Origin of the sequence: Burkholderia pseudomultivorans, assembly GCF_902499075.1 — a bacterium.
Lineage (GTDB): Bacteria > Pseudomonadota > Gammaproteobacteria > Burkholderiales > Burkholderiaceae > Burkholderia > Burkholderia pseudomultivorans.
Genome location: NZ_CABVPP010000053.1, coordinates 1 through 26,189 on the forward strand (window position 1 = coordinate 1; position 26,189 = coordinate 26,189).

Genomic DNA, 26,189 nt, shown 5'->3' on the forward strand with positions numbered 1-26,189 from the left:
GGCCGCGGCGTCGAACGCGATGACGGTGCCGCGGCGCGGCGTGCCGTCGCGACGACGACCGCGCCACGCGAAGCGGGTTTCGCGAGGCGGCGTGCTCATGCGTCCGGTGTCGCGGCCAGTGCTTCCGCGACGCTCGTCGTGCCGTCGCGCACGCGCGCGAGCGCGGCGTCGCGCAGCGTGCGCACGCCTTCGGCTGCCGCGCATCGCGCGAGTTCGCCGACGCTGGCGCGCGCGACGATACGCTCCGCCAGTCCCGGCGAAACCGGCATCGTCTGGTGCAGGCCGATGCGGCCGCGATAGCCGATCCCATGACACGCGGGGCAGCCGCGCGCGACGAACGGCCGCCACCCCGATTCGAGCGCCGACCCGTCGCAGCCGGCTTCGCGCAGCGCGCGCGGCGGCGCGTCCGAATGCGTGCGGCACGCAACGCACAGGCGCCTGACGAGGCGTTGCGCGGTCACGAGGCGCAGCGCGGCCGCGAGATTGTAGGGTGCGACGCCGATGTCGAGCAGTCGCGCGACGGCGGCCGGTGCGTCGTTCGTATGCAGCGTCGACAGCACCAGATGGCCGGTCTGCGCGGCCTTGATCGCGACGTCCGCGGTTTCCGCATCGCGAATCTCGCCGACCATGATGACGTCCGGGTCCTGCCGCAGCAGCGCGCGCAGCGCGGTGGCGAACGTGAGCCCGGCTTTCTCGGCGACGCCGACCTGGTTGATGCCGTCGAGCTGGATCTCGGCCGGGTCCTCGACCGTGCAGACGTTGTGCGCGTCGCGATCGAGCATCTGCAGCGCGCAGTAGAGCGACAGCGTCTTGCCGCTGCCGGTCGGTCCGGTGACGAGCACGAGGCCGTGCGGCGCACGTATCGCGGCTTCCATCGCACGGGCCTGCTGCGCGTCGAAGCCGAGGCGTTCGAGCGTGAGATCGGGCGGCAGCGTTTCGAGCCGGCGCAGCACCAGTTTTTCGCCGAACAGCGTCGGCAGCGAACTGACGCGGTAGTCGCCGCGCGTGCCGCCGTCGAGCGCGATGCGCAGCCGGCCGTCCTGCGGCAGCCGGCGTTCGGCGATGTCCATCCGCGCGAGTACCTTGATCCGCGTGACCAGCGCGTCGCGCAGGTGAGCGGGCGGCCGCGCGTGCTCGTGCAGCACGCCGTCGATGCGCACGCGAATGCGCCAGCCGGTCTCGAACGGTTCCACGTGAATGTCCGATGCGTCGCGCGCGTCTGCCGCGTGCAGCGTATCGGTCAGCAGCCGTACGGCCGGCGCATCGTCGAGCTGGGCGGCATCGAGCGAGCGGGATGCCGCGGCATCGGCGAGGGTGGGCGGTTGCGTGTGCAACGGCGCCCCTGGAGCGGAAAAGTGCATGTGAGCCGGCGCGTCGGCCGCCTGTTGAGCGTGACCCGTCCATGGTCGCGCGTCGCGGGCGGCGTGGGCAGTCGGCCGTTCGGCTATGGCCCCGTTAGCGGCGGGAGAGGGCCTTCATGCGCGGTGCCGTGCCGCGCGGCTTGAACAGCTTGACGGTGCGCACCGCCTGATCGTCGCTGCGCATCACTTCGAGCATCACGTCGCCGATCTTCAGGCAGACGTCGTCTTCGGGGATTTCCTCGAGGATTTCGAGGATCAGGCCGTTCAGCGTTTTCGGGCCGTCGGTCGGCAGCTTCAGATGCAGCCAGCGGTTCAGTTCGCGCAGCGGCATGCTCGCCGCGACGATGCATTCGCCGTTTTCGTCCCAGCCGCCCGCGCGCTCGCTGCGCGGCATCGACGTCGTGAATTCGCCGATCAACTCCTCGATGATGTCCTCGGGTGTGACGAGCCCTTCGAGTTCGCCGTACTCGTTGACGACCAGCGCGGTGCGTTGCCGGCTCTCCTGGAAGTACTGAAGCTGCTGGACGACCGGCGTGCCCGACGGCACGTAGTATGGCTCGGCGAGCAGCGCGCGCAGCGTGTCGCGGTCGAAGTCCTGGTTGTGCAGCGCGGTCAGCGTCTTGCGCACGTGCAGCACGCCGAGCACCTTGTCGATGTCGCCCTCGTAGACGACCAGGCGGTTGTGATAGCAGGTTTCGAGCTGGCGCAGCACGTCGTCGAGCGGCGCGTGGAAGTTCAGCGATTCGATCTGGCGGCGCGGCACCATCACGTCGTCGACAGTGATGTTCTCGAGGTCGAACAGGTTGAGCAGGATGCTGCGGTGCTTGGTCGGCATGAAGCTGCTCGACTCGAGCACGATGGCGCGCAGCTCGTCCGCCGACATCCGCTGGTCGCGCCCCTTCTTCGTGTTGATGCGCAGCACCCACAGCACGCCGTTCGCAAGCGCGTTGACGAACCACACGACCGGCTTGAACACGCGCATCAGCGGTGCGATCACGAGGCTCGCGGGCAGCGCGATGCGCTCGGGGAACGTCGCACCGACGATCTTTGGCGCGATTTCCGCGAACACGATGATCAGGAACGCGACGATGCCGGTCGCGATCGACAGCGCGAGATTGTTACGGCCGAACGTATGCAGCGCGAGCGACGTCGTCAGGACCGGGATGATCGTGTTGAACAGGTTGTTGCCGATCAGGATCACGCTGAGCAGCAGGTCGGTCCGCGCGAGCAGGCCCTGGGTGGTTTTCGCGCCGAGCGCGCCCTGGCTTGCGAGATGCTTGAGCCGATGGCGGTTGAGCGCCATCATCGCGGTTTCGGAAATCGAAAAGAAGCTGGAACAGAGGAGAAGCAGGAAGACGGCGCCGATTTGCGCCCATAAGGGAATTTGGTCCACGCGTCGGAAAGGGCAGTGAAGGACAGGGATGGGGGGAATATAGCAGAGGCCGGCGGCGGGGATGTGTCGCCCCCGGTCGGGCGGATGCTGCGAACGGACAAGAAGCGGACGAAAAAAAACCGTGCACGTCGTGCACGGTTTTTTGCAAATCTGGTCGGGGTGAGAGGATTCGAACCTCCGGCCTCTACGTCCCGAACGTAGCGCTCTACCAGGCTAAGCTACACCCCGATTTGGACTCTTCCGATTTCGCCGTCTTCTTCAAGACCGCTGCGTCGTCGAGCAAGAACATAACTATAACAGCGCTTTTTCGAAAAAGGAATACTTTGTTGAAGAAATTTTTTCGAGACGGGTGCGATACGCCGATGGCTGCCGCTTATGACTGCCGCGACGTCGAATACGAGCACAGCCCGAGCAGGCTTTCCTTGTAGATCGAATCCGGGAACGCGGCAATCGCGCTCGCCGCGGCCTGCGCTTCCTGGCGCGCGCATTCGAGCGTATGGTCCAGCGCACCCGAGCGCGTGATCGCGTCGAAGATCGTGTCGAAGCGGTCGGTGCCGCCCTGTTCGATCGCCTCGCGCGCCAGCGCCGACTGCTCGGGCGTGCCGCGCTCGATCAGATAGATGAGCGGCAGCGTCGGCTTGCCTTCGCGCAGGTCGTCGCCGGCATTCTTGCCCATCGCCTCGGCGGTGCCCGCATAGTCGAGCCAGTCGTCCATGATCTGGAAGGCGGTGCCGATCCGGCGGCCGTATTCGGCCGCGGCGGCTTCGGTCGGCGCGTCGGCGCCCGCGAGCACCGCGCCCAGCCGCGCCGATGCCTCGAACAGCTTGGCAGTCTTGTAGCGGATCACCTGCATGTAGCGCGTCTCGTCGACGTCGGCGTCGTGCATGTTGAGCAGCTGCAGCACCTCGCCTTCGGAAATGATCGTGGTCGCTTCGGACAGGATTTCCATCACACGCATCTTGCCCACGCCGACCATCATCTCGAACGAGCGCGAATAGAGGTAATCGCCCACCAGCACGCTCGCCGCGTTGCCGAACAGCGCGTTGGCCGTCTGGCGGCCGCGGCGCAGCTCCGATTCGTCGACGACGTCGTCGTGCAGCAGCGTGGCCGTGTGGATGAACTCGACGACGGCGGCCAGCACGTGCCGCTGGTGCGAGGTCTCGCCGAGCGCGCCGGCGACGAGCAGCAGCAATGCCGGACGCAGCCGCTTGCCGCCCGCGCCGATGATGTACTCGGCGATCTGGTTGATCAGCAGCACGTCGGACGCGAGGCTTTGCCGGATAACGCGATTCACCTGCTCCATGTCGCTGGCGATCGGGGCGAGCAGGTGGGCGGCGCTGAGGGTGGGGGAGGCGGTGGACGACGACATGATGATGGAATTGGGTGATGCCGCGGATTATAAGTCGAATCCGCCATATTCCGGTCTGCCGCACGTTCCGGACCCGCGATTTTGGCCGTCCGGCCGAGGCCTGCGCGCGGCAATCGTCAATCGGCTTTGACTTCGATGCTAACTCTCTGTATAATCACGCCTTTTCCGCGCGTGGTGTGCGGAAAAATGGATCCAGAGTGAGGTTCTCAATGTACGCGGTCATAAAAACCGGCGGCAAGCAGTACAAGGTTGCCGTTGGCGAAAAACTGAAAGTAGAACAGATACCGGCTGACATTGACGCTGAAATCACGCTCGACCAGGTTCTCGCAGTGGGCGAAGGCGAATCGATTAAGTTCGGTACGCCGCTGGTCAGTGGGGCTTCCGTCAAGGCCACCGTTGTGTCGCACGGTCGTCATGCCAAGGTCACCATCTTCAAGATGCGTCGCCGGAAGCACTACCAAAAGCACGGCGGCCACCGCCAGAACTACACTGAGCTGCGCATCGACGCGATCAACGCGTAAGCGCCTCGGTAAAGGAGCAATCAGATGGCACACAAAAAGGCAGGCGGCTCTTCCCGGAACGGCCGCGACTCCGAGTCGAAACGTCTCGGCGTGAAAGTGTACGGCGGCCAGGCGATCAACGCCGGCGGCATCATCGTGCGTCAGCGCGGCACGCGCATGCACGCTGGCGATAACGTCGGCATGGGCAAGGATCACACCCTGTTCGCGCTGGTCGACGGCCACGTGAAGTTCGCGACCAAGGGCGCGGACAAGAAGCATACGGTCATCGTCGTCCCGGCGGCTGCCTAAGTTCAGGCACCCACGGGCTTCGTAGCCGAAAGGCCCCGCAGTCTTCGCGGGGCCTTTTTTATTTGGCCGGCGGTCGCGTGCGCGTGACCGCCGGTTGCGCGCGTCCGCGCTCGATCGGCCGAACGGCAGATTGTTCAAGCACGCGGGCGCGCGGCACAATAGCGGAAATACTGGGCGGAGTGACGAATGAAGTTCATTGACGAAGCACGAATCGAAGTCATCGCCGGGGACGGAGGTGATGGCAGCGCGTCGATGCGCCGCGAGAAATTCGTTCCGTTCGGCGGACCGGACGGCGGTGACGGCGGCCGGGGCGGCAGCGTTTACGCGATCGCCGACCGCAACATCAACACGTTGATCGACTACCGTTACGCGAAGAAGCATCTCGCGCGCAACGGCGAGAACGGTCGCGGCTCGGATTGCTACGGCAAGGGCGGCGACGACATCACGCTGCGCATGCCGGTCGGCACGATCATCACCGACATGGATACCGGCGAGCTGATCGCCGACCTGACCGAGCACGACCAGCAGGTGATGCTCGCGAAGGGCGGCGCCGGCGGCCTCGGCAACCTGCATTTCAAGTCGAGCACGAACCGCGCGCCGCGCCAGAAAACCGACGGCAAGCCGGGCGAGCGGCGCATGCTGAAGCTCGAGCTGAAGGTGCTGGCCGACGTCGGCCTGCTCGGCATGCCGAACGCGGGCAAGTCGACGTTCATCTCGTCGGTGTCGAACGCGAAGCCGAAGATCGCGGACTACCCGTTCACGACGCTCGCGCCGAATCTCGGCGTCGTGCGCGTCGGCCCGAGCAAGAGCTTCGTGATTGCCGACATCCCGGGGCTGATCGAGGGCGCCGCCGAAGGCGCGGGCCTCGGCCATCAATTCCTGCGGCACCTGCAGCGCACCGGCGTGCTGCTGCATCTCGTCGACCTCGCGCCGTTCGATGAATCGGTCGATCCGGTCGCGGAAGCAAAGGCGATCGTCGGCGAGCTGCGCAAGTACGACGAGGCGCTCTACGAGAAGCCGCGCTGGCTCGTGCTGAACAAGCTCGACATGGTGCCGGAAGACGAGCGCGAAGCGCGCGTCGACGATTTTCTCGAGCGTTTCGGCTGGGACGGCCCGGTGTTCGAAATCTCGGCGCTGACGGGCCAGGGCTGCGAGGCGCTGTGCTACGCGATCTACGACTACTTGGCCGAGCATTCGGACGCGCACCGCGCGGCGGAGGCGGAAGACCTGGCCGCGGACGTGCGCTTCCGCGACGCGCCGTCTGCCGGCGGCGAGGCGCCGGGCGACGACGCCTGAGCGGCGCCGACACGGCTCCGAAGCGCGCCGGACCTGCGTCCGGCGCCGGAATTCAATCGCGCCCGGCCGGGCAGGCATCAGATACAGGAGACAGCGCACGATGCGTTCGATCATCGCGGATTCGAAGCGATTGGTGGTGAAGGTGGGTTCCAGCCTCGTGACCAACGACGGCAAGGGGCTCGATCATGCTGCGATCGGCCGCTGGGCCGCGCAGATCGCTGCGCTGCGCGCGCAGGGCAAGGAAGTCGTGCTCGTCAGCTCGGGTGCGATCGCCGAAGGCATGCAGCGGCTCGGCTGGAGCAAGCGGCCGCGCGAGATCGACGAGCTGCAGGCGGCCGCCGCGGTCGGCCAGATGGGGCTCGCGCAGGTCTACGAGAGCCGCTTCACCGAGCACGGCATCCGCACCGCGCAGATCCTGCTCACGCATGCCGACCTCGCGGATCGCGAGCGCTACCTGAATGCGCGTTCGACGCTGCTCACGCTGCTGCGGCTCGGCGTCGTGCCGATCATCAACGAGAACGACACGGTCGTGACCGACGAAATCAAGTTCGGCGACAACGACACGCTCGGCGCACTCGTCGCGAACCTGATCGAAGGCGATGCGCTGATCATTCTCACCGATCAGTCGGGATTGTTTACCGCGGATCCGCGCAAGGACCCGTCCGCGACGCTGGTCGCGGAGGCGAACGCGGGCGCGCCGGAGCTCGAGGCGATGGCGGGCGGCGCGGGCTCGAGCCTCGGCCGCGGCGGGATGCTGACGAAGATTCTCGCGGCGAAGCGTGCGGCCCATAGCGGCGCGAACACCGTGATCGCGAGCGGTCGCGAAGCCGACGTGCTCGTGCGTCTTGCCGGCGGCGAGGCGATCGGCACGCAGCTGATCGCGCGCACCGCGCGGATGGCGGCGCGCAAGCAGTGGATGGCCGACCACCTGCAGGTGCGCGGGCACGTCGTGATCGATGCGGGTGCGGTCGAGAAGCTGACGGCCGGCGGCAAGAGCCTGCTGCCGATCGGCGTGACCGACGTGCAGGGCGCGTTCGCGCGCGGCGAGGTGATCGCGTGCGTCGGCCCCGACGGGCGCGAAGTAGCGCGCGGCCTGACGAACTACAGCAGCGCCGAAACCAAGCTGATCCATCGCAAGCCGAGCGGCGAGATCGAAACCGTGCTCGGTTACATGCTGGAGCCCGAGCTGATCCATCGCGACAACCTCGTGCTGGTGTGATCGCGCGGTCCTGCATCGGCTCGCTGATATGAAAAAGCCCGCAGCTGCGGGCTTTGTTTCGAACGGCAAGCCGGCGGCGCAGGGCCGCGAGGCGCCGTACTCAGCGCATCTGGCTCATCGCGGTGCGGTGAAAGCGGATGTTCTCGAGGATCTGCTGGGTCGTGCCCTGCGGCATCTTGTTCGAGCACAGGTAGTCCTGGTACAGCGCCGAGTGGTAGGCGTTCAGCTCGCCGTTCTCGATGCGCCGCCAGTCGTTCTCGACCGTGCGGTCCCACGCGTCGTGATCCGAATTCAGGCCCGCGTACTGGCGCCATTCGTAGGTGTCGCAGCGGATGCCTTCGTAGTTCACGTTGCGCGCGCCTGCGGGGCTCGTGATGACGACCGTGTAACGCACGACGCCGTCGCTGCCGACCGCGAGCGACTTCGCATCGACGAAAAATTTCAGCGGCGTATTCTGCGACACGTTGAACGGCAGCAGGTCGGCCGTCTGCGGCAGCGCGGGCAGCGTATCGACCGCGTTTTCCTTCCAGTTGCCCTGGCGGTCCAGCAGATACACGAATGCGCTGTCATCCTTGTTGGTCGGTGCCTTCGAATTCGCGCAGCCGGCCAGTGCGGCCGCCGCGGCGATCGATGCGAGCGCGAGAGCAATCGCTTTCAATATGCATTCCTCGTAAAAAAAGGGCGCGACACCATGGTCGCGCCCGGTCATGCAGTTCGATTCGTCACTTGCCGACGATCACGCGGGGCGGCATCTCGTCGAGCGTGCTCGCCTCCACTTCGATCTCGGAACAGACCACCGATGTGTCGACAATCGTCAGCGTCTGCTGGGGCTGGGCGCCGACGACGCGCGGATAGCGCGACAGACGCGGCCCGCGCGGCTTTTCGGCTCGCTGCGCCGGGCGGCGCAGGAAGCGCGACAGTTCCGTCAGCGCCAACTGATAGACATCCCGCTTGAACTCGATCACCGCGTCGAGCGGCACCCAGTACTCGTTCCAGCGCCACGCATCGAACTCCGGGTGATCGGTCGCGCGCAAGCAAATGTCGCAATCGCGTCCGACCATCCGCAGCAGGAACCAGATCTGTTTCTGGCCGCGGTAATGGCCGCGTACTTCACGCTTGATGAACTTGTCAGGCACCTCGTAACGCAACCAGTCGCGTGTGCGGCCGATTATCTTGACGTGTTCCGGATGCAGCCCGGTTTCCTCGTGCAATTCCCGGTACATCGCCTGCATGGGGGTCTCGCCGTACTTGATCCCACCTTGAGGAAACTGCCAGGAGTGCTCGCGGAGCCGTTTGCCCCAAAACACCTCGTTGCGCGCGTTCAAGAGGATGATGCCGACGTTCGGGCGAAAGCCTTCACGATCCAGCATACAACCACCTTCGAATCCTTTAAAATTGCTTTGATTATAAACAGATAACGGGCGCTGCGCACCGTGCCGGAGCGAATCCGCGCGGGGCGTGCCGGCTGAATTGTCCCTGATTTGTCTGCTAAGTCATCTGCGCCATTGCCGTTCGCCGCGCGCAGCTTTTTCACCTTGAATCTTTTTCGGGCGCCCCGCCTGGGGGCGCCGTTTTTGGAACCGTCCGCATGAAAGCTTCCCGTTTCTTTATCGGCACCCTGAAAGAGGCACCCGCCGACGCAGAGATCGTCAGTCACAAGCTGATGGTGCGCGCCGGCATGATCCGTCGCGTCGCCGGCGGCATCTACAACTACCTGCCGGTCGGCCTGCGTTCGATTCGCAAGGTCGAGGCGATCGTGCGCGAGGAAATGAACCGGGCGGGCGCCCTCGAACTGCTGATGCCGGCCGTGCAGCCGGCCGAGCTGTGGCAGGAATCGGGCCGCTGGGAGCAGTACGGTCCCGAGCTGCTGCGCTTCAAGGACCGCAAGGACAACGACTTCGTGATCGGGCCGACGCACGAGGAAGTCGTCACCGACATCGCGCGCAACCAGATCAAGAGCTACCGGCAGATGCCGGTGAACTTCTATCAGATCCAGACGAAGTTCCGCGACGAGATCCGCCCGCGCTTCGGCGTGATGCGCGGCCGCGAATTCATCATGAAGGACGCGTACTCGTTCGACAAGGATGCCGAAGGCCTCAACGAGTCGTATCGCAAGATGTACGACGCGTACGTGCGCATCTTCACGCGCCTGGGTCTCGAGTTCCGCGCGGTCGCGGCCGACAGCGGTTCGATCGGCGGCAACTTCTCGCACGAGTTCCACGTGATCGCCGATACGGGCGAGGACGCGATCGCCTATTGCCCGACCTCCGAGTTCGCGGCGAACGTCGAGGCCGCCGAAGCGCTGTCGCTGATCGCCGAGCGCGCAGCGCCGGCCGAAGCGATGGAGAAGGTCGCGACGCCCGGCAAGGCGAAGTGCGAGGCGGTTGCCGAACTGCTCGGCATTCCGCTCGAGCGCACCATCAAGTCGATCGTGCTGGCAACCGACAACGAGGGCGCCGAGCCGACGATCTGGCTCGTGATGCTGCGCGGCGACCACGACCTGAACGAGATCAAGGTATCGAAGCTGCCGGGGCTGAAGAACCACCGCTTCGCGACCGAGCAGGAAATCGTCGAATGGTTCGGCACGCCGCCGGGCTATCTCGGCCCGGTCGGCACGAAGAAGCCGGTGAAGGTGATCGCGGATCGCACGGTCGCGAACATGAGCGACTTCGTGGTCGGCGCGAACGAGGTCGACTATCACATCGCGGGCGTGAACTGGGGCCGCGACCTGCCGGAGCCGGAGGTCGCCGACGTGCGCAACGTGCAGAAGGGCGATCCGTCGCCGGACGGCAAGGGCGTGATCGACATCTGCCGCGGCATCGAGGTCGGCCACGTGTTCCAGCTCGGCACCAAGTATTCGGAAGCGATGGGCGCGACGTTCCTCGACGAGTCGGGCAAGCCGCAGCCGATGCTGATGGGCTGCTACGGGATCGGCGTCACGCGCATTCTCGGCGCGGCGATCGAACAGAACTTCGACGACAAGGGCATCATCTGGCCCGAGTCGATTGCGCCGTTCGAGGTCGTGCTGTGCCCGATGGGCTATGACCGCAGCGACGCGGTGCGCGAAGCGGCCGACAAGCTGTACGCGGAGCTCAGCGCGGCCGGCATCGACGTGATCCTCGACGATCGCGGCGAGCGTCCGGGCGTGATGTTCGCCGACTGGGAACTGATCGGCGTGCCGCATCGCGTCGTGATCGGCGAGCGCGGGCTCAAGGAAGGCAAGATCGAGTACCAGGGCCGCCGCGACGCCGAAGCGACGCTGCTGCCGGCGGATGCCGTCGCGGCGACGGTCGCGGAAAAGATCCGCGCGGCGCTCGCCCACTAAGCGCACCGACCGGGGAACACGGTGGAATACACCTTTCTGTCGGCCACCGTGCTTCTCGTGCTGATCACCGATCCGCTCGGCAACATCCCGCTGTTCATCTCGGCGATGCGCGACGTGCCGCGCGAGCGGCGCGTGAAGCTGATCCTGCGCGAGGTGGGGATCGCGTTCGTGATCCTGCTGTTCTTCATGCTGGTCGGCGACCGCTTCCTGCGGATGATGAGCCTGACCGACCTGTCGCTGCGGCTCGGCGGCGGGATCGTGCTGTTCCTGATCGCGCTGCGGATGATCTTCCCGCACCCGGACGGCGCGCTCGGCAACGATCCGCGCGCGGGCGGCGAGCCGTTCATCGTGCCGCTCGCGATTCCGGCGCTCGCGGGGCCGTCTGCGCTCGCGACGGTGATGCTGCTGACGTCGCAGGCGCCCGGCAAGATGCTCGAGTGGGTCGGTGCGCTGACGGTCACGATGATCGTCTGCGCGGTCACGCTGGTGCTGGCCGAGCGGATCCAGCAGTGGATCGGCGAGCGCACGGTCGCGGCGTTCGAGCGGCTGATGGGGCTCGTGCTGGTCGCGATCTCGGTCGAGATGATGCTGGGCGGCATCCGCGCGTTCGTCCACCAGCTGTAGGGCAGCCGCGGCACGAACGGATGAAAAAAAAGCGGCGCTCCGGGCAACCGGGCGCCGCTTTCTTCTTTATGTGCTGCGAAGCGGGGCGATCAGACGTTCGCGGTCAGCGCGCGGATCGTCGGCAGGTTGCGCCAGTAGCCCTTCGCGTCCATCCCGCAGCCGAACACGTAGCGGTCCGGCACCGAGAAGCCGCAGAAGTCGGGATGCAGCGGCTTCGCCTTCGCGAGCGTCTTCTCGCACAGCACGGCCGACATGAAGCGCTTCGCGCCCATGTCGAGGATGCGGTCGCGGATCGCGGCCATCGTCTCGCCTTCGTCGAGGATGTCGTCGAGCACGAGCACGATCCGGTCCTTCACCGATTCGCGCGGCGCGACGCGCCAGTGCATTTCCGGGCTGCCCTGGGTCGTGTTGCGGTAGCGCGTCAGGTGGATGTAGTCGAATTCGAGCGGGAAATCGAGATGCGGCAGCAGCATCCCGGTAAACACCGCGGCGCCGCCCATCACCGAGAGCACGAGCGGGAACGCGTCGCCGATCTCGGCGCGGATCGCGTCGGCCATCCGGGCGATCGACGCGTTGACGGCGTCCGCCGAGACGATCTCTTCGGAGTGGTCGAAAATATGGAGGGCTTCTTCGCGGTTCATGTGTTCTGGCGGGCAGTCGGTATACAAATAAGAATGAAGCAGAACGGGCGGCGCGCGCTACAGCACAAACCCGCGCGCCGACCGTCGGGCGAAATCAGCGCAGGCCGGGCATCATGCCCTTCAGGCCGCGCATCATCTTCTGCATGTTGCCCCCCTTCAGCTTCTTCATCATCGTACGCATCTGGTCGTACTGGTTCAGCATCCGGTTGACTTCCTGCACCGGCACGCCCGCGCCGGCTGCAATGCGGCGCTTGCGCGTCGCCTTGATGATCTCGGGTTTCGCGCGCTCGGCGGGCGTCATCGAGCTGATGATCCCCTCCATCCGGCGGATCTGCTTCTCGGCCTGGCCCATGTCGGCGCCGGCCGCGGCCTGCTGGAACTGCGCGGGAAGCTTGTCCATCAGCGACGACAGGCCGCCCATGTTCTTCATCTGGGAGATCTGTGCGCGGAAATCGTTCAGGTCGAAGTCGCCGCCTTTCTTCACCTTGTCGGCGAGTTTCTGCGCGGCCTGCACGTCGACGCCGCGCTGCGCTTCCTCGACGAGCGCGAGGATGTCGCCCATGCCGAGGATCCGGTTCGCCATCCGGTCCGGGTGGAACACCTCGAGGCCGTCGAGCTTCTCGGCGACGCCGACGAACTTGATCGGCTTGCCCGTCACGTGCCGCACCGACAGCGCGGCGCCGCCGCGCGAATCGCCGTCGAGCTTGGTCAGCACGACGCCGGTGAGCGGCAGCGTGTCGTTGAACGCCTTCGCGGTGTTGACCGCATCCTGGCCGAGCATCGCGTCGACGACGAACAGCGTTTCGGCCGGCTTCAGCACGCCGTGCAGCGCGGCGATTTCCTGCATCATCGCCTCGTCGATGCCGAGACGACCGGCCGTGTCGACGATCAGCACGTCATGGTAGTGGCGCTTCGCCCAGTCGACGGCCGCGAGCGCGATGTCGACGGGTTTCTGCTCGGGCGTGGACGGGAAGAAGTCGGCGCCGACCTGTTCGCTCACCGTTTTCAACTGCATGATCGCGGCCGGGCGATACACGTCGCACGACACGGTCAGCACTTTCTTCTTGTACTTCTCGCGCAGCAGCTTCGCGAGCTTGCCGACCGTCGTGGTCTTGCCCGCGCCCTGCAGGCCGGCCATCAGGATCACGGCGGGCGGCGCGACCGCGAGGTTCAGCTCGGCGGCCTTGCCTTCGTAGTCGCCGCCGATCACGGCGGTCAGTTCCTTCTGGACCACGCCGACGAGCGCCTGGCCCGGCGACAGGCTGCTGATCACCTCCTCGCCGAGCGCCTTTTCCTTGACCTTGGCGATGAATTCGCGGACGACCGGCAGCGCGACGTCGGCCTCGAGCAGCGCGAGACGCACCTCGCGGAGCATCTCCTGCGTGTTCGCCTCGGTGAGCCGGGCCTCGCCGCGCAGCGTCTTGACGACGCGCGCCATCCGTTGAGTGAGATTGTCGAGCATGGGGAGCGATGGACAGTGGGGCCCGAAGGCGCAGCGGACCGAACAACGGAGCCGTCGCGGGAAGGGGGCCTAGTGTAAACTTCGAACATGGATATTGTACTGTATGCCCTCACCGCGTTCCTGTATGGCGGCCTCGCCGTCGCAGGCTGGCGCACGCACCGCCAGGGCGCGACGCCGCCGCTCGTCGCGAGCGTGCCGGCCGTGCCGGTTCCGGCGTCCGCCGCGTCCGGGATGAGCGGCGCCGGCCGCGCGCTGCTGGGCGCCGCGCTCGTCGCGCACGGCGTGCTGCTGCACATGACGATCTTCCCGCACGACGCGATGATCTTCGGCTTCGCGTTCGCGCTGTCCGCGATGTTCTGGCTCGGCGCCGGCATCTACTGGATCGAGAGCTTCTTCTTCCCGCTCGACAGCCTGCGGCTGCTCGTGCTGCCGCTCGCCTGCGTCGCGTCGCTGCTGCCGCTCGTGTTCGGCGGCGTGCGGGTGCTGCCTTATGCCGCAGCGCCGCTGTTCAAGCTGCACTTCCTGATCGCGAACATCGCGTACGGCCTGTTCGCGATCGCGGCGCTGCACGCGATCCTGATGCTGATGGTCGAGCGGCGTCTGCAGTCGCTGAGAAGCGGCGGGCGCGACGGCTCGACCGGCTGGATCGCGAGCTGGCTCGAGACGCTGCCGCCGCTGCTCACGCTCGAGAAGCTGCTGTTCCGCCTGATCGGCGCGGGCTTCGTGCTGCTCACGCTGACGCTCGCGTCGGGGATCCTGTTCAGCGAGCAGGTCGATGCGCGCGCGCTGCGCCTCGATCACAAGACGGTGTTCGCGATCCTGTCGTGGCTGATGTTCGGCGGCCTGCTGGTCGCGCGCAGGACCTCGGGCTGGCGCGGACGCGGCGCCGCACGCTGGGTGCTCGTGTCGTTCGCCGCGCTGCTGCTCGCGTATGTCGGCAGCCGCTTCGTGTTCGAGGTGCTGCTGCACCGTTCCGTGGTTTGACCGGCAGGTTTTCGATGCGACAGATTCTTCTCCTGATCCTCCTGTTCTTCGCCAGTTCGTGGGTCGCGCGCAAGCTGCGCCGGGCCCAGGAGCAGGCGCGCAGCGAGCGCGGCGCGGCAGGCCCCGGCGCGTCCGGCTACGGCGGCCGTGCGAACGGCGACGCGCGTGCGCTGCCCGAGCCGATGGTGCGCTGCGCCGAGTGCGGCGTGCATGCGCCGCAGGGCGACGCGGTCGTCGCGGGCGGCCAGTATTTCTGCAGCACCGAGCACGCGCAGCGTCACGCGGCACGCGCCGGCGGCCAGGACGCGCGATGAGCGACGCGGTGCTGCTGTCGGTCGACGCGCACGGCTGGGTGCGCGAGGCGCGCCACGCGCCGTCGCCGAATGTCGAGGCGCGGCCCGCGGGCGCGGTGCCGACGCTCGTGGTCGTGCACAACATCAGCCTGCCGCCCGGCGAGTTCGGCGGCGACGCGATCGAGGCGCTGTTCCTGAATCGTCTCGACTGCGACGCACACCCTTATTACGAGAGCCACCTGCGCGGCGTGCGCGTGTCCGCGCACTTCCTGATTCGCCGCGACGGCGAACTCGTGCAGTTCGTGTCGTGCGACGAGCGCGCGTGGCATGCGGGCGCGTCCGAATTCTTCGGCCGCACGCGCTGCAACGACTTCTCGATCGGCATCGAGCTCGAAGGCGCGGACGACGTGCCGTTCGAGGCCGCGCAGTACGCGACGCTCGCGGCCCTCGCGCGCACGCTCGCGGCGCGCTATCCGGTCGACGCGTTCGCGGGGCACGCGGACGTCGCGCCGGGCCGCAAGACCGACCCGGGCCCGCATTTCGATTGGCAACGCTTCGCGAGCGATGCCGGCTTTTCCGCCGAATACTTTCCTTTCCGTCAGCACTGAGCGCGGGGTTTTTTGAGCGGAGAATCTTTTTTCTCCGACCAATGCCTTGTCGTGTCTGCGCGCGAGCGATGTCAAGACCTTCGCCGCAAATTATCCGTTTGGACGTCGTCCGAATGTCCACTATACTTGGTGCCGGTTGAGTAGTTCTGCACTAGATATAGTGTGTGTCGCAGGGGAAACCCGAGCGGCACCGGCCGGCGGCCAACGCCGGCGGACAGCGTTCCCAGGGCGGCGCGCCGGGCCGGACGGTCCGGGCGCCGCGATCGGCGCAGCGAACTTCGACGGGGCGGGGTATACATGACGAAGCACACGACCGGATCGGTTGTCGCGCATCGACGGATCCGGTTTCCCCGGCGCATCGCTCGCCTCTTACCGCTCGCGCATCGCGTTGCGCGGCGTTCGTTTTAATCCGCGGATCTCTCCGCACCATCCAACACCAGGAGCTTTGCACATGCAAACCACCGACAACGCGACGTCCCAGTACGAGAGCGCTTCGAGCCGTCCTCTCGGCGGGGCCGCACAAGGCGCGCCGGCGCTCGCGCCGCAGGCAACGTTCGCCGACTACAAGGTGATCCGCCGCAATGGCAGCGTGGTGTCGTTCGAGCCCTCGAAGATCGCGATCGCGGTGACCAAGGCTTTCCTGGCCGTCAACGGCGGGCAGGGCGCGGCGTCGGCGCGCGTGCGCGAGCTGGTCGACCAGCTCACGCACAACGTCGTGCGCGCGCTCGTGCGCAGCCGCCCGAACGGCGGTACGTTCCATATCGAAGACATCCAGGACCAGGTCGAACTCGCGCTGATGCGCGGCGGCGAGCACAACGTCGCGCGTGCGTACGTGCTGTATCGCGAGAAGCGTCACCTGGAGCGTCAGCATGCAGGCGAGGAAGCGGCGGTGGCGGGCGGCGAGACGGCCGGCGGCGTGATCAACGTCGTCGACAACGGCGTGACGCGCCCGCTCGACCTGAACGCGCTGCGCGCGCTGGTGGTGTCGGCATGCGACGGTCTCGGCGCTGCGGTTAACCCTGACCCGATCGTCGCGGAGACGGTGAAGAACCTGTACGACGGCGTGCCGATGAGCCAGGTCTACGACTCGGCGATCCTCGCGGCGCGCACGATGATCGAGAAGGACCCCGCATACAGCCAGGTCACGGCTCGCATCCTGCTGCACACGATCCGTCGCGAGATCCTCGGCGAGGAAGTGGTCCAGGCCGAGATGTCGACCCGCTACGCGGAGTATTTCCCGCAGTTCCTGAAGCGCGGCGTCGACGCCGGCCTGCTCGACGACAAGCTGCTGCAGTTCGACCTGAAGCGCCTCGGCGACGCGCTCGACGCGAGCCGCGACCTGCAGTTCGGCTACCTCGGCCTGCAGACGCTGTACGACCGCTACTTCCTGCACGTCGGCGGTACCCGCATCGAAATGCCGCAGGCATTCTTCATGCGCGTCGCGATGGGCCTGTCGCTGAACGAGATCGACCGCGAAACGCGCGCGATCGAGTTCTACAACGTGCTGTCGAGCTTCGACTTCATGAGCTCGACGCCGACGCTGTTCAACTCGGGCACGCACCGCTCGCAGCTGTCGTCGTGCTACCTGACGACGGTCGCGGACGATCTCGACGGCATCTATGAAGCGCTGAAGGAAAACGCGCTGCTGTCGAAGTTCGCCGGCGGCCTCGGCAACGACTGGACCCGCGTGCGCGCACTCGGCTCGCATATCAAGGGCACGAACGGCAAGTCGCAAGGCGTGGTCCCGTTCCTGAAGGTCGTCAACGACACGGCCGTCGCGGTCAACCAGGGCGGCAAGCGCAAGGGTGCGGTCTGCGCGTACCTCGAATCGTGGCACCTCGACATCGAGGAATTCCTCGAGCTGCGCAAGAACACCGGCGACGATCGTCGCCGCACGCACGACATGAACACGGCGAACTGGATTCCCGACCTGTTCATGAAGCGCGTGATGGAAGGCGGCGAATGGACGCTGTTCTCGCCGTCGACCTGCCCGGACCTGCACGACAAGTTCGGCGCGGAGTTCGAGGCGGCTTACACGGCTTACGAAGAGAAAGTCGCGCGCGGCGAGATCAAGCTGTTCAAGAAGATTCCGGCGCAGCAGCTGTGGCGCAAGATGCTCGGCATGCTGTTCGAGACGGGCCACCCGTGGATCACGTTCAAGGATCCGTGCAACATCCGCTCGCCGCAGCAGCACGTCGGCGTCGTCCACTCGTCGAATCTGTGCACGGAAATCACGCTGAACACGAGCGACACCGAAATCGCGGTGTGCAACCTCGGCTCGGTGAACCTCGTCGCCCACCTGGTCAAGCAGGCAGACGGCAGCTACGCGCTCGACCACGACAAGCTGAAGCGCACGATCAGCGTCGCGATGCGCATGCTCGACAACGTGATCGACATCAACTACTACGCGGTGCCGAAGGCGCGTAACTCGAACCTGAAGCACCGCCCGGTCGGCATGGGCATCATGGGCTTCCAGGACTGCCTGCATCTGTTGCGCACGCCGTATGCGTCGGAGGCGGCGGTCGAGTTCGCCGATCGCTCGATGGAAGCGGTCTGCTACTACGCGTACTACGCGTCGACCGAGCTGGCCGAGGAACGCGGCCGCTACTCGAGCTACCGCGGCTCGCTGTGGGATCGCGGCATCCTCCCGCAGGACACGCTGAAGCTGCTGGCGGAAGCACGCGGCGGCTACGTCGAGGTCGACTCGTCGGAATCGCTCGACTGGACGGCGCTGCGCGCGCGGATCGCCGCGCACGGCATGCGCAACTCGAACTGCGTCGCGATCGCGCCGACGGCGACGATCTCGAACATCATCGGCGTGTCGGCGTGCATCGAGCCGACCTTCCAGAACCTGTACGTGAAGTCGAACCTGTCGGGCGAATTCACGGTGGTCAACGAGTACCTCGTGCGCGACCTGAAGGAACGCGGCCTGTGGGACGAGGTGATGGTCGCCGATCTGAAGTACTTCGACGGCATGCTGTCGCGCATCGACCGCATTCCGGCCGACCTGCGCGCGATCTACGCGACCGCGTTCGAAGTCGATCCGACGTGGCTGGTCGAAGCCGCATCGCGTCGCCAGAAGTGGATCGACCAGGCGCAGTCGCTGAACATCTACATGGGCGGCGCATCGGGCAAGAAGCTCGACGAGGTCTACAAGCTCGCATGGCTGCGCGGCCTGAAGACGACCTACTACCTGCGCACGATGGCAGCGACGCACGTCGAGAAGTCGACGGTCGCGCACGGCGCGCTGAACGCGGTGCCGACGAGCGGCGGCGCGGGCAGCGGCGGCGCGCAAGGCGCAGCGGGCGGCTTCGGTGCGGCAGGCGGCGCAGCGTCGTCGTCGGGCGCGGTCGATGCGGCGCCGGCACTCGCACCGGTCGAGGCCGATGGTCCGGTGTGCACGATGCGTCCGGGCGACCCGGGCTTCGACGAGTGCGAAGCGTGCCAGTAACGCGGCGCGCCTGACCCGAAGCAGTGCCGGGCGGCGCGCGCGACAACCGATCGAGGTTGAAGTGCGCGCCGCTCTCTACTAAAAAAATGATAAGGAATCTGTAACGCGGCACGATGCGTTGCAGGCAGTGACGAGCGATCGAAACACCCCCGACGACGTCGCGTTTCGATCAGCGTTCGATGCGTCGAGCGCACCTCGCGATACGAGCGCGACATGCGTCGCGCACTGCATGACCGACGATGCGTTGCTCAAAGTGTTGTATCGAGGTCGCAACGCGAATCGAAAAAAGGATTTTTCGTGAGCGAACCCTTTTATCGCTCAGGAAAAGATGGTACAAACCGTTCTAAATTGATGGTGAGAATTTATGCTCAACTGGGATGACGAGATGACCGCCGTAACTCCCGCGAGCGGGGCGCAGCAAAACGCGATGCGCACCTCCGCCGGGATGGCTGTCGGAATGCAGGCTGCGTCGCCTGCCGCCCATCAGGTCCGCGACATTTTCGAAGGCGATCTTGCGGTGCCGCCGCAAGCATCGGCTGTTCCCGCCGGCGGTTCGGAAGCGCGGGTCAATGTCGCCGACAAGCGCATCATCAACGGCCAGACTGACGTCAATCAGCTGGTGCCGTTCAAGTACAAGTGGGCGTGGGAAAAGTATCTGGCCGGTTGCGCGAACCACTGGATGCCGCAGGAAATCAACATGTCCCGCGACATCGCGCTGTGGAAGGACCCGAACGGGCTGACCGAGGACGAGCGTCGCATCGTCAAGCGCAACCTCGGCTTCTTCGTGACGGCCGACTCGCTCGCCGCGAACAACATCGTGCTCGGCACGTACCGCCACATCACGGCGCCCGAGTGCCGCCAGTTCCTGCTGCGCCAGGCGTTCGAAGAGGCGATCCACACGCACGCGTATCAATACATCGTCGAATCGCTCGGCCTCGACGAAGGCGAGATCTTCAACGCGTACCACGAAGTCCCGTCGATCCGCGCGAAGGACGAATTCCTGATCCCGTTCATCCATACGCTGACGGATCCGGCCTTCAAGACCGGCACGCTCGAAGCCGATCAGAAGCTGCTGAAGTCGCTGATCGTGTTCGCGTGCATCATGGAAGGCCTGTTCTTCTATGTCGGCTTCACGCAGATCCTCGCGCTCGGCCGCCAGAACAAGATGACGGGTGCTGCAGAGCAATATCAGTACATCCTGCGCGACGAGTCGATGCACTGCAATTTCGGCATCGACCTGATCAACCAGATCAAGCTCGAGAACCCGCATCTCTGGACCGCGGAATTCCGCGCGGAGATCCGCGAGCTGTTCAAGCAGGCTGTCGAACTCGAATACCGCTACGCCGAGGACACGATGCCGCGCGGCGTGCTGGGTTTGAACGCGTCGATGTTCAAGAGCTATCTGCGCTTCATCAGCAACCGCCGCTGCCAGCAGATCGGCCTCGATCCGCTGTTCCCGAACGAGGAAAACCCGTTCCCGTGGATGAGCGAGATGATCGACCTGAAGAAGGAACGCAACTTCTTCGAGACGCGTGTGATCGAGTATCAGACGGGTGGCGCGCTGTCCTGGGAATGACCCGCAGCAGCGAATCCGTGACACGATGGAGCAGCCGGCGGCCTCTCGGCCCCGGCTCAAGGTTTAGGAGCAAGAACGCCTGATGCAAAGCATGCCCGGTGCCTTAACGGCCCAACGACACGACAGGCACTTTGCGAACCCTTCAGTGGGATGGGCAAACTTCCCTCCGGAAAAAGCGGACGGCCGTGTGGCGGTCCGCTTGATCAAGCGATTAGGGGTAGCGGCGCGAGGTGCGCCGGCTACCGACTTGATTTGGCGCGCGAGGCCGGGTGGCCACGCGCGCCATACCGTATTCATTAGCGTAAGCGTGCGGTATCCGCGTACGCCGATGAATAGCCCGCTTCGAAGCGCACGTCCTGAACAGCGTCCGCGGGAAGCGGGTTTTGACGAAGGGTGTAGTTTGAACTGACTCTCATCTGAACCTGAAGGAGAACAACATGGCTACTGCCAAGAAGAAACCGGCTGCTAAGAAGGTCGCTGCCAAGAAGACCGTTGCGAAGAAGGCTGCTGCGCCGGCGAAGAAGGCCGCTGCAGTGAAGAAGGTTGCTGCGAAGAAGGTCGCGGTGAAGAAGGTTGCCGCGAAGAAGGCAGCACCGGCGAAGAAGGCCGCAGCGAAGAAGGTTGCAGCGAAGAAAGTCGCCGTGAAGAAGGTTGCTGCGAAGAAGGCAGCACCGGCGAAGAAGGCCGCAGCGAAGAAAGTCGCAGCCAAGAAGGTCGCAGCCAAGAAGGTCGCAGCCAAGAAGGTCGCGGTGAAGAAGGTTGCTGCGAAGAAGGCCGCACCGGCGAAGAAGGCCGCAGCGAAGAAGGCCGCACCGGCGAAGAAGGCTGCTGCGAAGAAGGCCGCACCGGCGAAGAAGGCTGCCGCGAAGAAGGCCGCGCCTGCGAAGAAGGCTGCTGCGAAGAAGGCCGCGCCTGCCAAGAAGGCTGCCCCCGCTGCGAAGAAGGCCGCTGCTCCCGCTGCAACGAAGGCCGCGCCTGCGAAGAAGGCTGCTGCGCCGAAGAAGGCCGTCGTGAAGAAGGCTGCTCCGGCAACCACCGCGTCGACCGCATCGGTCGCGCCGGCATCGGGCGTGAAGACCGCGCTCAACCCGGCAGCGGCATGGCCGTTCCCGACCGGCAGCCGTCCGTAATCGCGGTTGACCAGCACCACCCGGACACGCATACGGTGTCCGTGGGTTGAGTAGCGCTACTCAATCGATCCCGCCATCTGGCTCAGGTGGCGGGATTTTTTCGTTCCTGCGCGGGCAGCCGCTGCGGATGCGCGAAAAAAAACGCATGTGCAGTTTCGCACATGCGTTCGACCGCGGCTTGCGCCGCGCGCTGAGGTACCGGTTAGTGCGTGACGCGCGTGACGCCACCGCTCGACAGCAGCCGCACGCGTTCGCCGGCGCGGAACACTTCGCCGCTCGCCGCCTGCGTGATCGAGCGCAGGTCGCCGTTGTCGAGGCGCACGGTGATTTCGACACCGTTCGCCGTGCTGAGGTTTTCGCCGACCGCGTTGCCTGCGACCGCGCCGACGAGACCGCCGGCGATCGCCGTCAGGATCGAACCCTTGCCGCCGCCGATCGCGCTGCCCGCGACCGCGCCGAGTGCGCCGCCGCCAAGCGTGCCGATCGCGCTGCCGCCGCCGTCGGACTGGATCCGCACCGCGCGCACGCTCTCGACGACGCCCATGCGCACCGTCTGTTCGCGCTGCGCCTGGCCGACGCTATAGACATCGGCGGAGCCGGGCGGCGTGAAGCAGCCGGCGAGGCTCAGCGTGGCGGTCAGCATTGCCGCAAGCGTGAGGTTCTTTTTCGTCAACATCTTTGCTCTCCCACAATGTTCATTTGAGACTGTAACCGAATGCAGTCTCGAAGCGCGCGTCGATGTCGGCGCGCGTCAGTGCGTAAGTCTGGGGCCCTTGATGGGCGATCTTGAGCGAGCCCATCAGGCTGGCGAGACGTCCGGTGGTTGCCCAGTCGAGGCCGTTCTCGATGCCGTACAACAGGCCGCCGCGGAAGGCATCGCCGCAGCCGGTCGGATCGACCACACGCTCGGCGCGCACGACGGGAATCTGTTCTTCGCCGTTTTTGTGAAGAATGGTGGAGCCGTGCTCGCCGCGCGTGATGATCAGCGCCTGGACCCGGCTGGCGATTTCCTGTTCGGACCAGCCCGTCTTGTCGCTGACGAGCTTGCCTTCGTAGTCGTTGACCGCGACGAAAGTCGCGAGTTCAATGATGCGTCGCAGCGTCGCACCGTCGAACAGCGGCAGGCCCTGGCCCGGATCGAAGATGAACGGAATGCCGGCCTTCGCGAATTGTTCGGCGTGCTGGACCATCCCGTCGAAGCCGTCCGGCGCGACGATGCCGAGCTTCACGCCCGGCACTTCGTCCGCGCGGTTCAGGTGCGACTGCATCATCGCGCCCGGGTGGAATGCGGTGATCTGGTTGTTGTCGAGATCGGTCGTGATCATCGCCTGCGCGGTGTGCGTATCGGGCACCACGCGCACGCTGGCCTTCGACAGGCCGAGGCTGTCGAGACGCTCGAGATAGCGGTCCGCGTCGTTCGCGCCGACCGTCGCCATGATGCGCGCGTCGCCGCCGAGCATGTGCAGCGCGTAAGCGATGTTCCCCGCGCAGCCGCCGAATTCGCGTCGCATCGTCGGCACGAGGAAGCTCACGTTGAGAAGGTGAACCTGGTCGGGCAGGATGTGCTCGCGAAACCGGCCCTCGAAAGTCATGATGTTGTCGTAGGCGAGCGAGCCGCAAATCAGCGTAGTCAAGGCGTGCGTTCCTGTAGAGAGCAAAGGGAGGCTGCCGCCCGGCCGGCGCGCGACAGGCCCGTCGGGCAGCACGCGGGCAAGGCCGGGCGGCGGCGGATTACTTCAGCGCGGCGAGCGCTGCGTCGTAGTTCGGCTCGTCCTTGATCTCGCCGACGAGCTGCGCGTGGAGCACCTTGTCCTGTGCGTCGAGCACGACCACCGCGCGTGCGGTCAGGCCGTTCAGCGGGCCGCTCGTCACGTCGACGCCGTACGCGTTCGCGAACGCGCGGCCGGTGCGGAAGGTCGAGGCCGTCACGACGTTCTCGAGGCCTTCGGTCGTGCAGAAGCGCGACGCCGCGAACGGCAGGTCGGCCGACACGACGATCACGACCGTGTTGTCGAGCGACGACGCGGCTTCGTTGAACTTGCGGGTCGACGTTGCGCAGGTCGGCGTGTCGAGACTCGGCACGATGTTCAGCACCTTGCGCTTGCCGGCGAAGCTGGCGAGCGACAGATCGGCGAGATCCTTGCCGACCAGCTTGAAGTCGGGGGCTTGCGAGCCGACGGCCGGGAACGTGCCGGCGAGATCGATCGGGTTGCCACCCAGCGTAACTTTGCTCATGTTCGTGCTCCGAAATAGCGCGCCGCTGCGGCGCGCGGGTTGAGACGGGCGCGCGTGCGCGCGCCGCGATGCGTCACGGATAAAAGATCTGGACGCGGAAATTCGATGCGGGCGTGCCGTTCGTGTCGACGCGGACGATCATCGTCTGCGTGGTGCCGGGCGCGAGTCCCGCGTCGATCGGCGTGCCCGGGCGCACGTACTCGCGCGGCGCGAGCACGCGGCGCGCGGTCACGCGATTGGTGTCGTCGAGCAGGGTCAGTTCGAGCGACGGATAGGCGAGCGCGACGCGGTAGCGGTTCGTCAGCGGCGCCTTCAGTTCGAGCACGCGCGGGCCGTCGATCTGGCGCAGGTCGGTCGCGTCGAGCCGCAGGCCGTCGATCGCGCGCGGCGGCGCGACCTTGCAGCCGAGCGGCGCGCAGGCCTGCCGGAACCAGCTCAGCGTGACCGGCCAGTGGATCATCAGCGCCTCGCGCTGCCACCACGCGAGCTGCGCGACCAGCAGCACCGTGAGCGCGGCGGCGACGAGCCCGCCGAAAAAGCCGCCGAGCACGCCGCGGCGCTGCGGCGCGCGCGTTTCCCGCGTGACGGTGAAAGGCGCGCGGTCGTCGTCGGACAGCGTGGCTGCGAACGGTGCGGCAGGCGAGCCGGTGTCGGCGACTTGCGCGTCGCGCATCGCGGGTTCCCGCGCGGCAGGCGCGGCGACGGATGCCGCGTCGGGCGCAAAGCGCGGTTCGCGCGGCGCGGCGCGATCGTCCTGCGACGCGGCGAAGCGCGCATGCGCGTCGACCGGTTCGGTCGTGTCGATGCCGGCGTCAATCGGTACGTGGGCAATGAAGCGGGGTTCGCGCGGATCGGCGTCAACGGGCGCCGTGCGTTGCGGCGGCGCTGCGCTGGTTTCGTGCGACGGCGCGGGAGTATCGGCAGGCAGGGCGGCGGTATCGGCCGGATGCGTGTCCGTATCTGCATCCGCGGCAGCTGGCGCGATCGGTGCGGGCGTGCCGCTCAGGTGTACGACGCCGGCCTCGATTGCCGGGAGCGCCAGCGGCACCAGCGGCTCGGTGCGAACCGTCTGCATGCTGTGCTGCAGCGACGGATCGACGCCGCCGTCGAGCCACGGTGCCCACATGTCCCAGCCTTCCGGCTTGTAGTCGGCGCGCGTCGGCGCATCGGCGCGGGCGGGCGAGGCGGCATCGGCGAACAGTCGCGCGGGCGCGGCCGGTTGCGCCGCGTCGCCGGCGCGGGGTGCGGCGACGGCGGCTTCGGCCGACGATGCGGTTTCGGTCCGGGTTTCGGTTCCGGTCAGCGCCGGTTCGGCCGGTTGCGCATGCTCGGCAACGAGCGACTGCGACGCATCGAACACCTGCCCGCAATGCCCGCAGCGCACGAGCCCTCGATGCAGCGCGAGCTGTTCCTGCTGCAGCCGGAAGACGGTGTCGCAATGAGGGCAGCGCGTCGCAAGAAACATGTCGAGCCGGGCGGCCTGCTGGCCAGAGTGAAGGACAGCGCTATTCTAATGGCTTTCGCGCCGGGTTCCGGCGAGGCATACCCAGCCTTCGTGTTCGCGCCAGACCGAGATGTCGACGTAGCGCGCATAGACGGCCGCGACTTCGTCCGCCTGGCGCGCAAGCACGCCCGACAGCGCGATGCGTCCGCCCGGTTTCACCTTCGACGCGAGCATCGACGCCATCAGCTTCAGCGGGTTCGACAGGATGTTCGCGACGACGATGTCGAATTCGCCGGCCGGGCACGCGTCGGGCAGCCCGTACGTGACGTCCGCGCGATTGCGCTCGCTGTTCTGCCGCGCCGATTCGACGGCCTGCGGATCGATGTCGATGCCGACCACGGGGTTCGCCCCGCATTTCTTCGCGAGGATCGCGAGGATCCCCGAGCCGCAGCCGTAGTCGAGCACCGACTGGCCGGGCCGCACCGACTGCTCGAGCCATTCCATGCACAGGCGCGTGGTCGGGTGGCTGCCGGTGCCGAATGCGAGGCCCGGGTCGAGTTCGAGGATCAGCGCGTCGGGATCGGGCGCATCGTGCCACGACGGCACGACCCAGATCCGCTCGCCGACCGGAATCGGGTCGAACTGCGATTGCGTGAGCCGCACCCAGTCCTGCTCCTCGACTTCGCGCACTTCGAACTTCGGCAGCTCGGCCACGCCGATCTCGTTTGCGGCGGCCGCGAGCAGCACGGCCGGCTCGTGGTCGGGCGACAGCAGTGCGACCACGCGCGAGTGCTGCCATGCGGTGCGCTCGGGCACGAGGCCCGGCTCGCCGAAGAGCGGCTGTTCGTCGGGCGTGTCGGCATCGGCGTCTTCGACCGAGACCGACAGCGCGCCGAGTTCGAGCAGCGCGTCGGAGAGTTCCTCCGCGTGCTCACGGGCCAGTTCGACGACGAGTTCGCGATAGCTCAT

25 protein-coding genes and 1 tRNA gene are annotated in these 26,189 nt (G+C 66.4%); 13 read left to right on the plus strand and 13 right to left on the minus strand.

Features of this window, described 5'->3' with window-relative positions; all coding sequences use genetic code 11:
• Window positions 1–95: 95 nt before the first annotated feature.
• The 4 genes from BST28156_RS26700 to BST28156_RS26715 all read right to left on the minus strand — a co-directional run bounded on the left by BST28156_RS26700 (window position 96) and on the right by BST28156_RS26715 (window position 4,123).
• On the minus strand, window positions 96–1,361 hold the full coding sequence (locus tag BST28156_RS26700; protein WP_174903787.1) for a GspE/PulE family protein: 1,266 nt from the start codon (window positions 1,359–1,361) through the stop codon (window positions 96–98).
• 94 nt (window positions 1,362–1,455) lie between these two features.
• Window positions 1,456–2,754 carry an HlyC/CorC family transporter gene (locus tag BST28156_RS26705; RefSeq protein WP_060244823.1) on the minus strand — a complete coding sequence of 433 codons (1,299 nt, stop codon included), beginning with the start codon at window positions 2,752–2,754 and terminating at the stop codon, window positions 1,456–1,458.
• Between the two features lie 151 nt (window positions 2,755–2,905).
• Window positions 2,906–2,982: transfer RNA gene (locus tag BST28156_RS26710), tRNA-Pro, on the minus strand.
• Between the two features lie 145 nt (window positions 2,983–3,127).
• On the minus strand, window positions 3,128–4,123 hold the full coding sequence (locus BST28156_RS26715; RefSeq protein WP_060244826.1) for a polyprenyl synthetase family protein: 996 nt from the start codon (window positions 4,121–4,123) through the stop codon (window positions 3,128–3,130).
• A 209-nt stretch (window positions 4,124–4,332) separates the two neighbouring features.
• Here BST28156_RS26715 and rplU point away from each other — a divergent pair, with 209 nt between their 5' ends.
• The 4 genes from rplU to proB all read left to right on the plus strand — a co-directional run bounded on the left by rplU (window position 4,333) and on the right by proB (window position 7,447).
• On the plus strand, window positions 4,333–4,644 hold the full coding sequence (gene rplU / locus BST28156_RS26720; protein ID WP_006025184.1) for a 50S ribosomal protein L21: 312 nt from the start codon (window positions 4,333–4,335) through the stop codon (window positions 4,642–4,644).
• 24 nt (window positions 4,645–4,668) lie between these two features.
• Window positions 4,669–4,932, plus strand: coding sequence for a 50S ribosomal protein L27 (rpmA, locus tag BST28156_RS26725; RefSeq protein ID WP_038709050.1), 264 nt, complete (start codon window positions 4,669–4,671; stop codon window positions 4,930–4,932).
• A gap of 186 nt (window positions 4,933–5,118) precedes the next feature.
• Window positions 5,119–6,228, plus strand: coding sequence for an Obg family GTPase CgtA (gene cgtA / locus BST28156_RS26730; protein ID WP_040126597.1), 1,110 nt, complete (start codon window positions 5,119–5,121; stop codon window positions 6,226–6,228).
• A gap of 100 nt (window positions 6,229–6,328) precedes the next feature.
• Window positions 6,329–7,447, plus strand: a complete 1,119-nt coding sequence (gene proB / locus BST28156_RS26735) for a glutamate 5-kinase (protein WP_174903788.1) — start codon at window positions 6,329–6,331, stop codon at window positions 7,445–7,447.
• Window positions 7,448–7,547: 100 nt separating this feature from the next.
• Here the strand turns inward: proB and BST28156_RS26740 are convergent, their stop codons facing one another.
• Window positions 7,548–8,156 carry a CNP1-like family protein gene (locus tag BST28156_RS26740; RefSeq protein ID WP_060244831.1) on the minus strand — a complete coding sequence of 203 codons (609 nt, stop codon included), beginning with the start codon at window positions 8,154–8,156 and terminating at the stop codon, window positions 7,548–7,550.
• A gap of 13 nt (window positions 8,157–8,169) precedes the next feature.
• Window positions 8,170–8,817, minus strand: coding sequence for an RNA pyrophosphohydrolase (locus BST28156_RS26745; protein WP_009688455.1), 648 nt, complete (start codon window positions 8,815–8,817; stop codon window positions 8,170–8,172).
• A gap of 218 nt (window positions 8,818–9,035) precedes the next feature.
• Between BST28156_RS26745 and BST28156_RS26750 the strand changes: the two genes are divergently transcribed.
• Both BST28156_RS26750 and BST28156_RS26755 read left to right on the plus strand, forming a co-directional pair.
• Window positions 9,036–10,772 carry a proline--tRNA ligase gene (locus BST28156_RS26750; RefSeq protein ID WP_060244833.1) on the plus strand — a complete coding sequence of 579 codons (1,737 nt, stop codon included), beginning with the start codon at window positions 9,036–9,038 and terminating at the stop codon, window positions 10,770–10,772.
• A gap of 21 nt (window positions 10,773–10,793) precedes the next feature.
• Entirely contained in the window at window positions 10,794–11,396 is a 603-nt protein-coding gene (locus BST28156_RS26755; RefSeq protein WP_040126599.1) for a MarC family protein, read from the plus strand.
• Window positions 11,397–11,485: 89 nt separating this feature from the next.
• Here the strand turns inward: BST28156_RS26755 and BST28156_RS26760 are convergent, their stop codons facing one another.
• Window positions 11,486–12,037, minus strand: coding sequence for a hypoxanthine-guanine phosphoribosyltransferase (locus BST28156_RS26760; RefSeq protein WP_009688452.1), 552 nt, complete (start codon window positions 12,035–12,037; stop codon window positions 11,486–11,488).
• 94 nt (window positions 12,038–12,131) lie between these two features.
• Window positions 12,132–13,499: a signal recognition particle protein gene (gene ffh, locus BST28156_RS26765; RefSeq protein ID WP_009688451.1), complete on the minus strand. Its 1,368-nt coding sequence runs from the start codon at window positions 13,497–13,499 to the stop codon at window positions 12,132–12,134.
• Window positions 13,500–13,586: 87 nt separating this feature from the next.
• Between ffh and BST28156_RS26770 the strand changes: the two genes are divergently transcribed.
• The 7 genes from BST28156_RS26770 to BST28156_RS26800 all read left to right on the plus strand — a co-directional run bounded on the left by BST28156_RS26770 (window position 13,587) and on the right by BST28156_RS26800 (window position 21,541).
• On the plus strand, window positions 13,587–14,483 hold the full coding sequence (locus tag BST28156_RS26770; protein ID WP_060244837.1) for a cytochrome C assembly family protein: 897 nt from the start codon (window positions 13,587–13,589) through the stop codon (window positions 14,481–14,483).
• A 14-nt stretch (window positions 14,484–14,497) separates the two neighbouring features.
• Window positions 14,498–14,797 carry a PP0621 family protein gene (locus BST28156_RS26775; RefSeq protein WP_174903789.1) on the plus strand — a complete coding sequence of 100 codons (300 nt, stop codon included), beginning with the start codon at window positions 14,498–14,500 and terminating at the stop codon, window positions 14,795–14,797.
• Window positions 14,794–15,384 carry a 1,6-anhydro-N-acetylmuramyl-L-alanine amidase AmpD gene (gene ampD / locus BST28156_RS26780; RefSeq protein ID WP_060244841.1) on the plus strand — a complete coding sequence of 197 codons (591 nt, stop codon included), beginning with the start codon at window positions 14,794–14,796 and terminating at the stop codon, window positions 15,382–15,384. Before BST28156_RS26775 ends, ampD begins: the two co-directional genes overlap by 4 nt.
• A gap of 451 nt (window positions 15,385–15,835) precedes the next feature.
• Entirely contained in the window at window positions 15,836–18,835 is a 3,000-nt protein-coding gene (locus tag BST28156_RS26785; protein ID WP_060244842.1) for a ribonucleoside-diphosphate reductase subunit alpha, read from the plus strand.
• Window positions 18,836–19,199: 364 nt separating this feature from the next.
• A complete protein-coding gene (locus tag BST28156_RS26790; protein ID WP_060244844.1) occupies window positions 19,200–20,411 on the plus strand; it encodes a ribonucleotide-diphosphate reductase subunit beta in 1,212 nt (403 codons plus the stop codon).
• Between the two features lie 82 nt (window positions 20,412–20,493).
• Complete coding sequence (locus BST28156_RS26795) at window positions 20,494–20,820, plus strand: hypothetical protein (RefSeq protein WP_080292839.1); 327 nt, start codon at window positions 20,494–20,496, stop codon at window positions 20,818–20,820.
• Window positions 20,821–20,848: 28 nt separating this feature from the next.
• Window positions 20,849–21,541, plus strand: coding sequence for a histone H1-like DNA-binding protein (locus tag BST28156_RS26800; RefSeq protein ID WP_174903790.1), 693 nt, complete (start codon window positions 20,849–20,851; stop codon window positions 21,539–21,541).
• A 202-nt stretch (window positions 21,542–21,743) separates the two neighbouring features.
• Here the strand turns inward: BST28156_RS26800 and BST28156_RS26805 are convergent, their stop codons facing one another.
• The 5 genes from BST28156_RS26805 to prmA form a co-directional block, all read right to left on the minus strand.
• Complete coding sequence (locus BST28156_RS26805; RefSeq protein WP_060244848.1) at window positions 21,744–22,217, minus strand: outer membrane lipoprotein; 474 nt, start codon at window positions 22,215–22,217, stop codon at window positions 21,744–21,746.
• 19 nt (window positions 22,218–22,236) lie between these two features.
• Window positions 22,237–23,175: a carbohydrate kinase family protein gene (locus BST28156_RS26810; RefSeq protein WP_060244850.1), complete on the minus strand. Its 939-nt coding sequence runs from the start codon at window positions 23,173–23,175 to the stop codon at window positions 22,237–22,239.
• A 97-nt stretch (window positions 23,176–23,272) separates the two neighbouring features.
• Window positions 23,273–23,776 (minus strand): thiol peroxidase, encoded by a 504-nt coding sequence (tpx, locus tag BST28156_RS26815; RefSeq protein WP_040126604.1) that lies wholly within the window; start codon window positions 23,774–23,776, stop codon window positions 23,273–23,275.
• Window positions 23,777–23,849: 73 nt separating this feature from the next.
• Window positions 23,850–25,241, minus strand: coding sequence for a DUF3426 domain-containing protein (locus tag BST28156_RS26820; RefSeq protein WP_174903791.1), 1,392 nt, complete (start codon window positions 25,239–25,241; stop codon window positions 23,850–23,852).
• A gap of 45 nt (window positions 25,242–25,286) precedes the next feature.
• Entirely contained in the window at window positions 25,287–26,189 is a 903-nt protein-coding gene (gene prmA / locus BST28156_RS26825; protein WP_174903792.1) for a 50S ribosomal protein L11 methyltransferase, read from the minus strand.

Bases quoted from the DNA above. Each gene is read 5' to 3' on its own strand.
- BST28156_RS26800 (WP_174903790.1), top strand. From the start codon at position 20,849: ATGGCTACTGCCAAGAAGAAACCGGCTGCTAAGAAGGTCGCTGCCAAG.
- BST28156_RS26795 (WP_080292839.1), top strand. From the start codon at position 20,494: ATGCAAAGCATGCCCGGTGCCTTAACGGCCCAACGACACGACAGGCAC.
- tpx (WP_040126604.1), bottom strand. From the start codon at position 23,776: ATGAGCAAAGTTACGCTGGGTGGCAACCCGATCGATCTCGCCGGCACG.
- ffh (WP_009688451.1), bottom strand. From the start codon at position 13,499: ATGCTCGACAATCTCACTCAACGGATGGCGCGCGTCGTCAAGACGCTG.
- BST28156_RS26790 (WP_060244844.1), top strand. From the start codon at position 19,200: ATGCTCAACTGGGATGACGAGATGACCGCCGTAACTCCCGCGAGCGGG.
- BST28156_RS26770 (WP_060244837.1), top strand. From the start codon at position 13,587: ATGGATATTGTACTGTATGCCCTCACCGCGTTCCTGTATGGCGGCCTC.
- BST28156_RS26750 (WP_060244833.1), top strand. From the start codon at position 9,036: ATGAAAGCTTCCCGTTTCTTTATCGGCACCCTGAAAGAGGCACCCGCC.
- BST28156_RS26775 (WP_174903789.1), top strand. From the start codon at position 14,498: ATGCGACAGATTCTTCTCCTGATCCTCCTGTTCTTCGCCAGTTCGTGG.
- BST28156_RS26760 (WP_009688452.1), bottom strand. From the start codon at position 12,037: ATGAACCGCGAAGAAGCCCTCCATATTTTCGACCACTCCGAAGAGATC.
- BST28156_RS26745 (WP_009688455.1), bottom strand. From the start codon at position 8,817: ATGCTGGATCGTGAAGGCTTTCGCCCGAACGTCGGCATCATCCTCTTG.
- BST28156_RS26805 (WP_060244848.1), bottom strand. From the start codon at position 22,217: ATGTTGACGAAAAAGAACCTCACGCTTGCGGCAATGCTGACCGCCACG.
- cgtA (WP_040126597.1), top strand. From the start codon at position 5,119: ATGAAGTTCATTGACGAAGCACGAATCGAAGTCATCGCCGGGGACGGA.
- BST28156_RS26715 (WP_060244826.1), bottom strand. From the start codon at position 4,123: ATGTCGTCGTCCACCGCCTCCCCCACCCTCAGCGCCGCCCACCTGCTC.
- prmA (WP_174903792.1), bottom strand. From the start codon at position 26,189: ATGAGCTATCGCGAACTCGTCGTCGAACTGGCCCGTGAGCACGCGGAG.
- BST28156_RS26785 (WP_060244842.1), top strand. From the start codon at position 15,836: ATGCAAACCACCGACAACGCGACGTCCCAGTACGAGAGCGCTTCGAGC.
- rplU (WP_006025184.1), top strand. From the start codon at position 4,333: ATGTACGCGGTCATAAAAACCGGCGGCAAGCAGTACAAGGTTGCCGTT.
- rpmA (WP_038709050.1), top strand. From the start codon at position 4,669: ATGGCACACAAAAAGGCAGGCGGCTCTTCCCGGAACGGCCGCGACTCC.
- BST28156_RS26700 (WP_174903787.1), bottom strand. From the start codon at position 1,361: ATGCACTTTTCCGCTCCAGGGGCGCCGTTGCACACGCAACCGCCCACC.
- BST28156_RS26740 (WP_060244831.1), bottom strand. From the start codon at position 8,156: ATGACCGGGCGCGACCATGGTGTCGCGCCCTTTTTTTACGAGGAATGC.
- proB (WP_174903788.1), top strand. From the start codon at position 6,329: ATGCGTTCGATCATCGCGGATTCGAAGCGATTGGTGGTGAAGGTGGGT.
- BST28156_RS26820 (WP_174903791.1), bottom strand. From the start codon at position 25,241: ATGTTTCTTGCGACGCGCTGCCCTCATTGCGACACCGTCTTCCGGCTG.
- ampD (WP_060244841.1), top strand. From the start codon at position 14,794: ATGAGCGACGCGGTGCTGCTGTCGGTCGACGCGCACGGCTGGGTGCGC.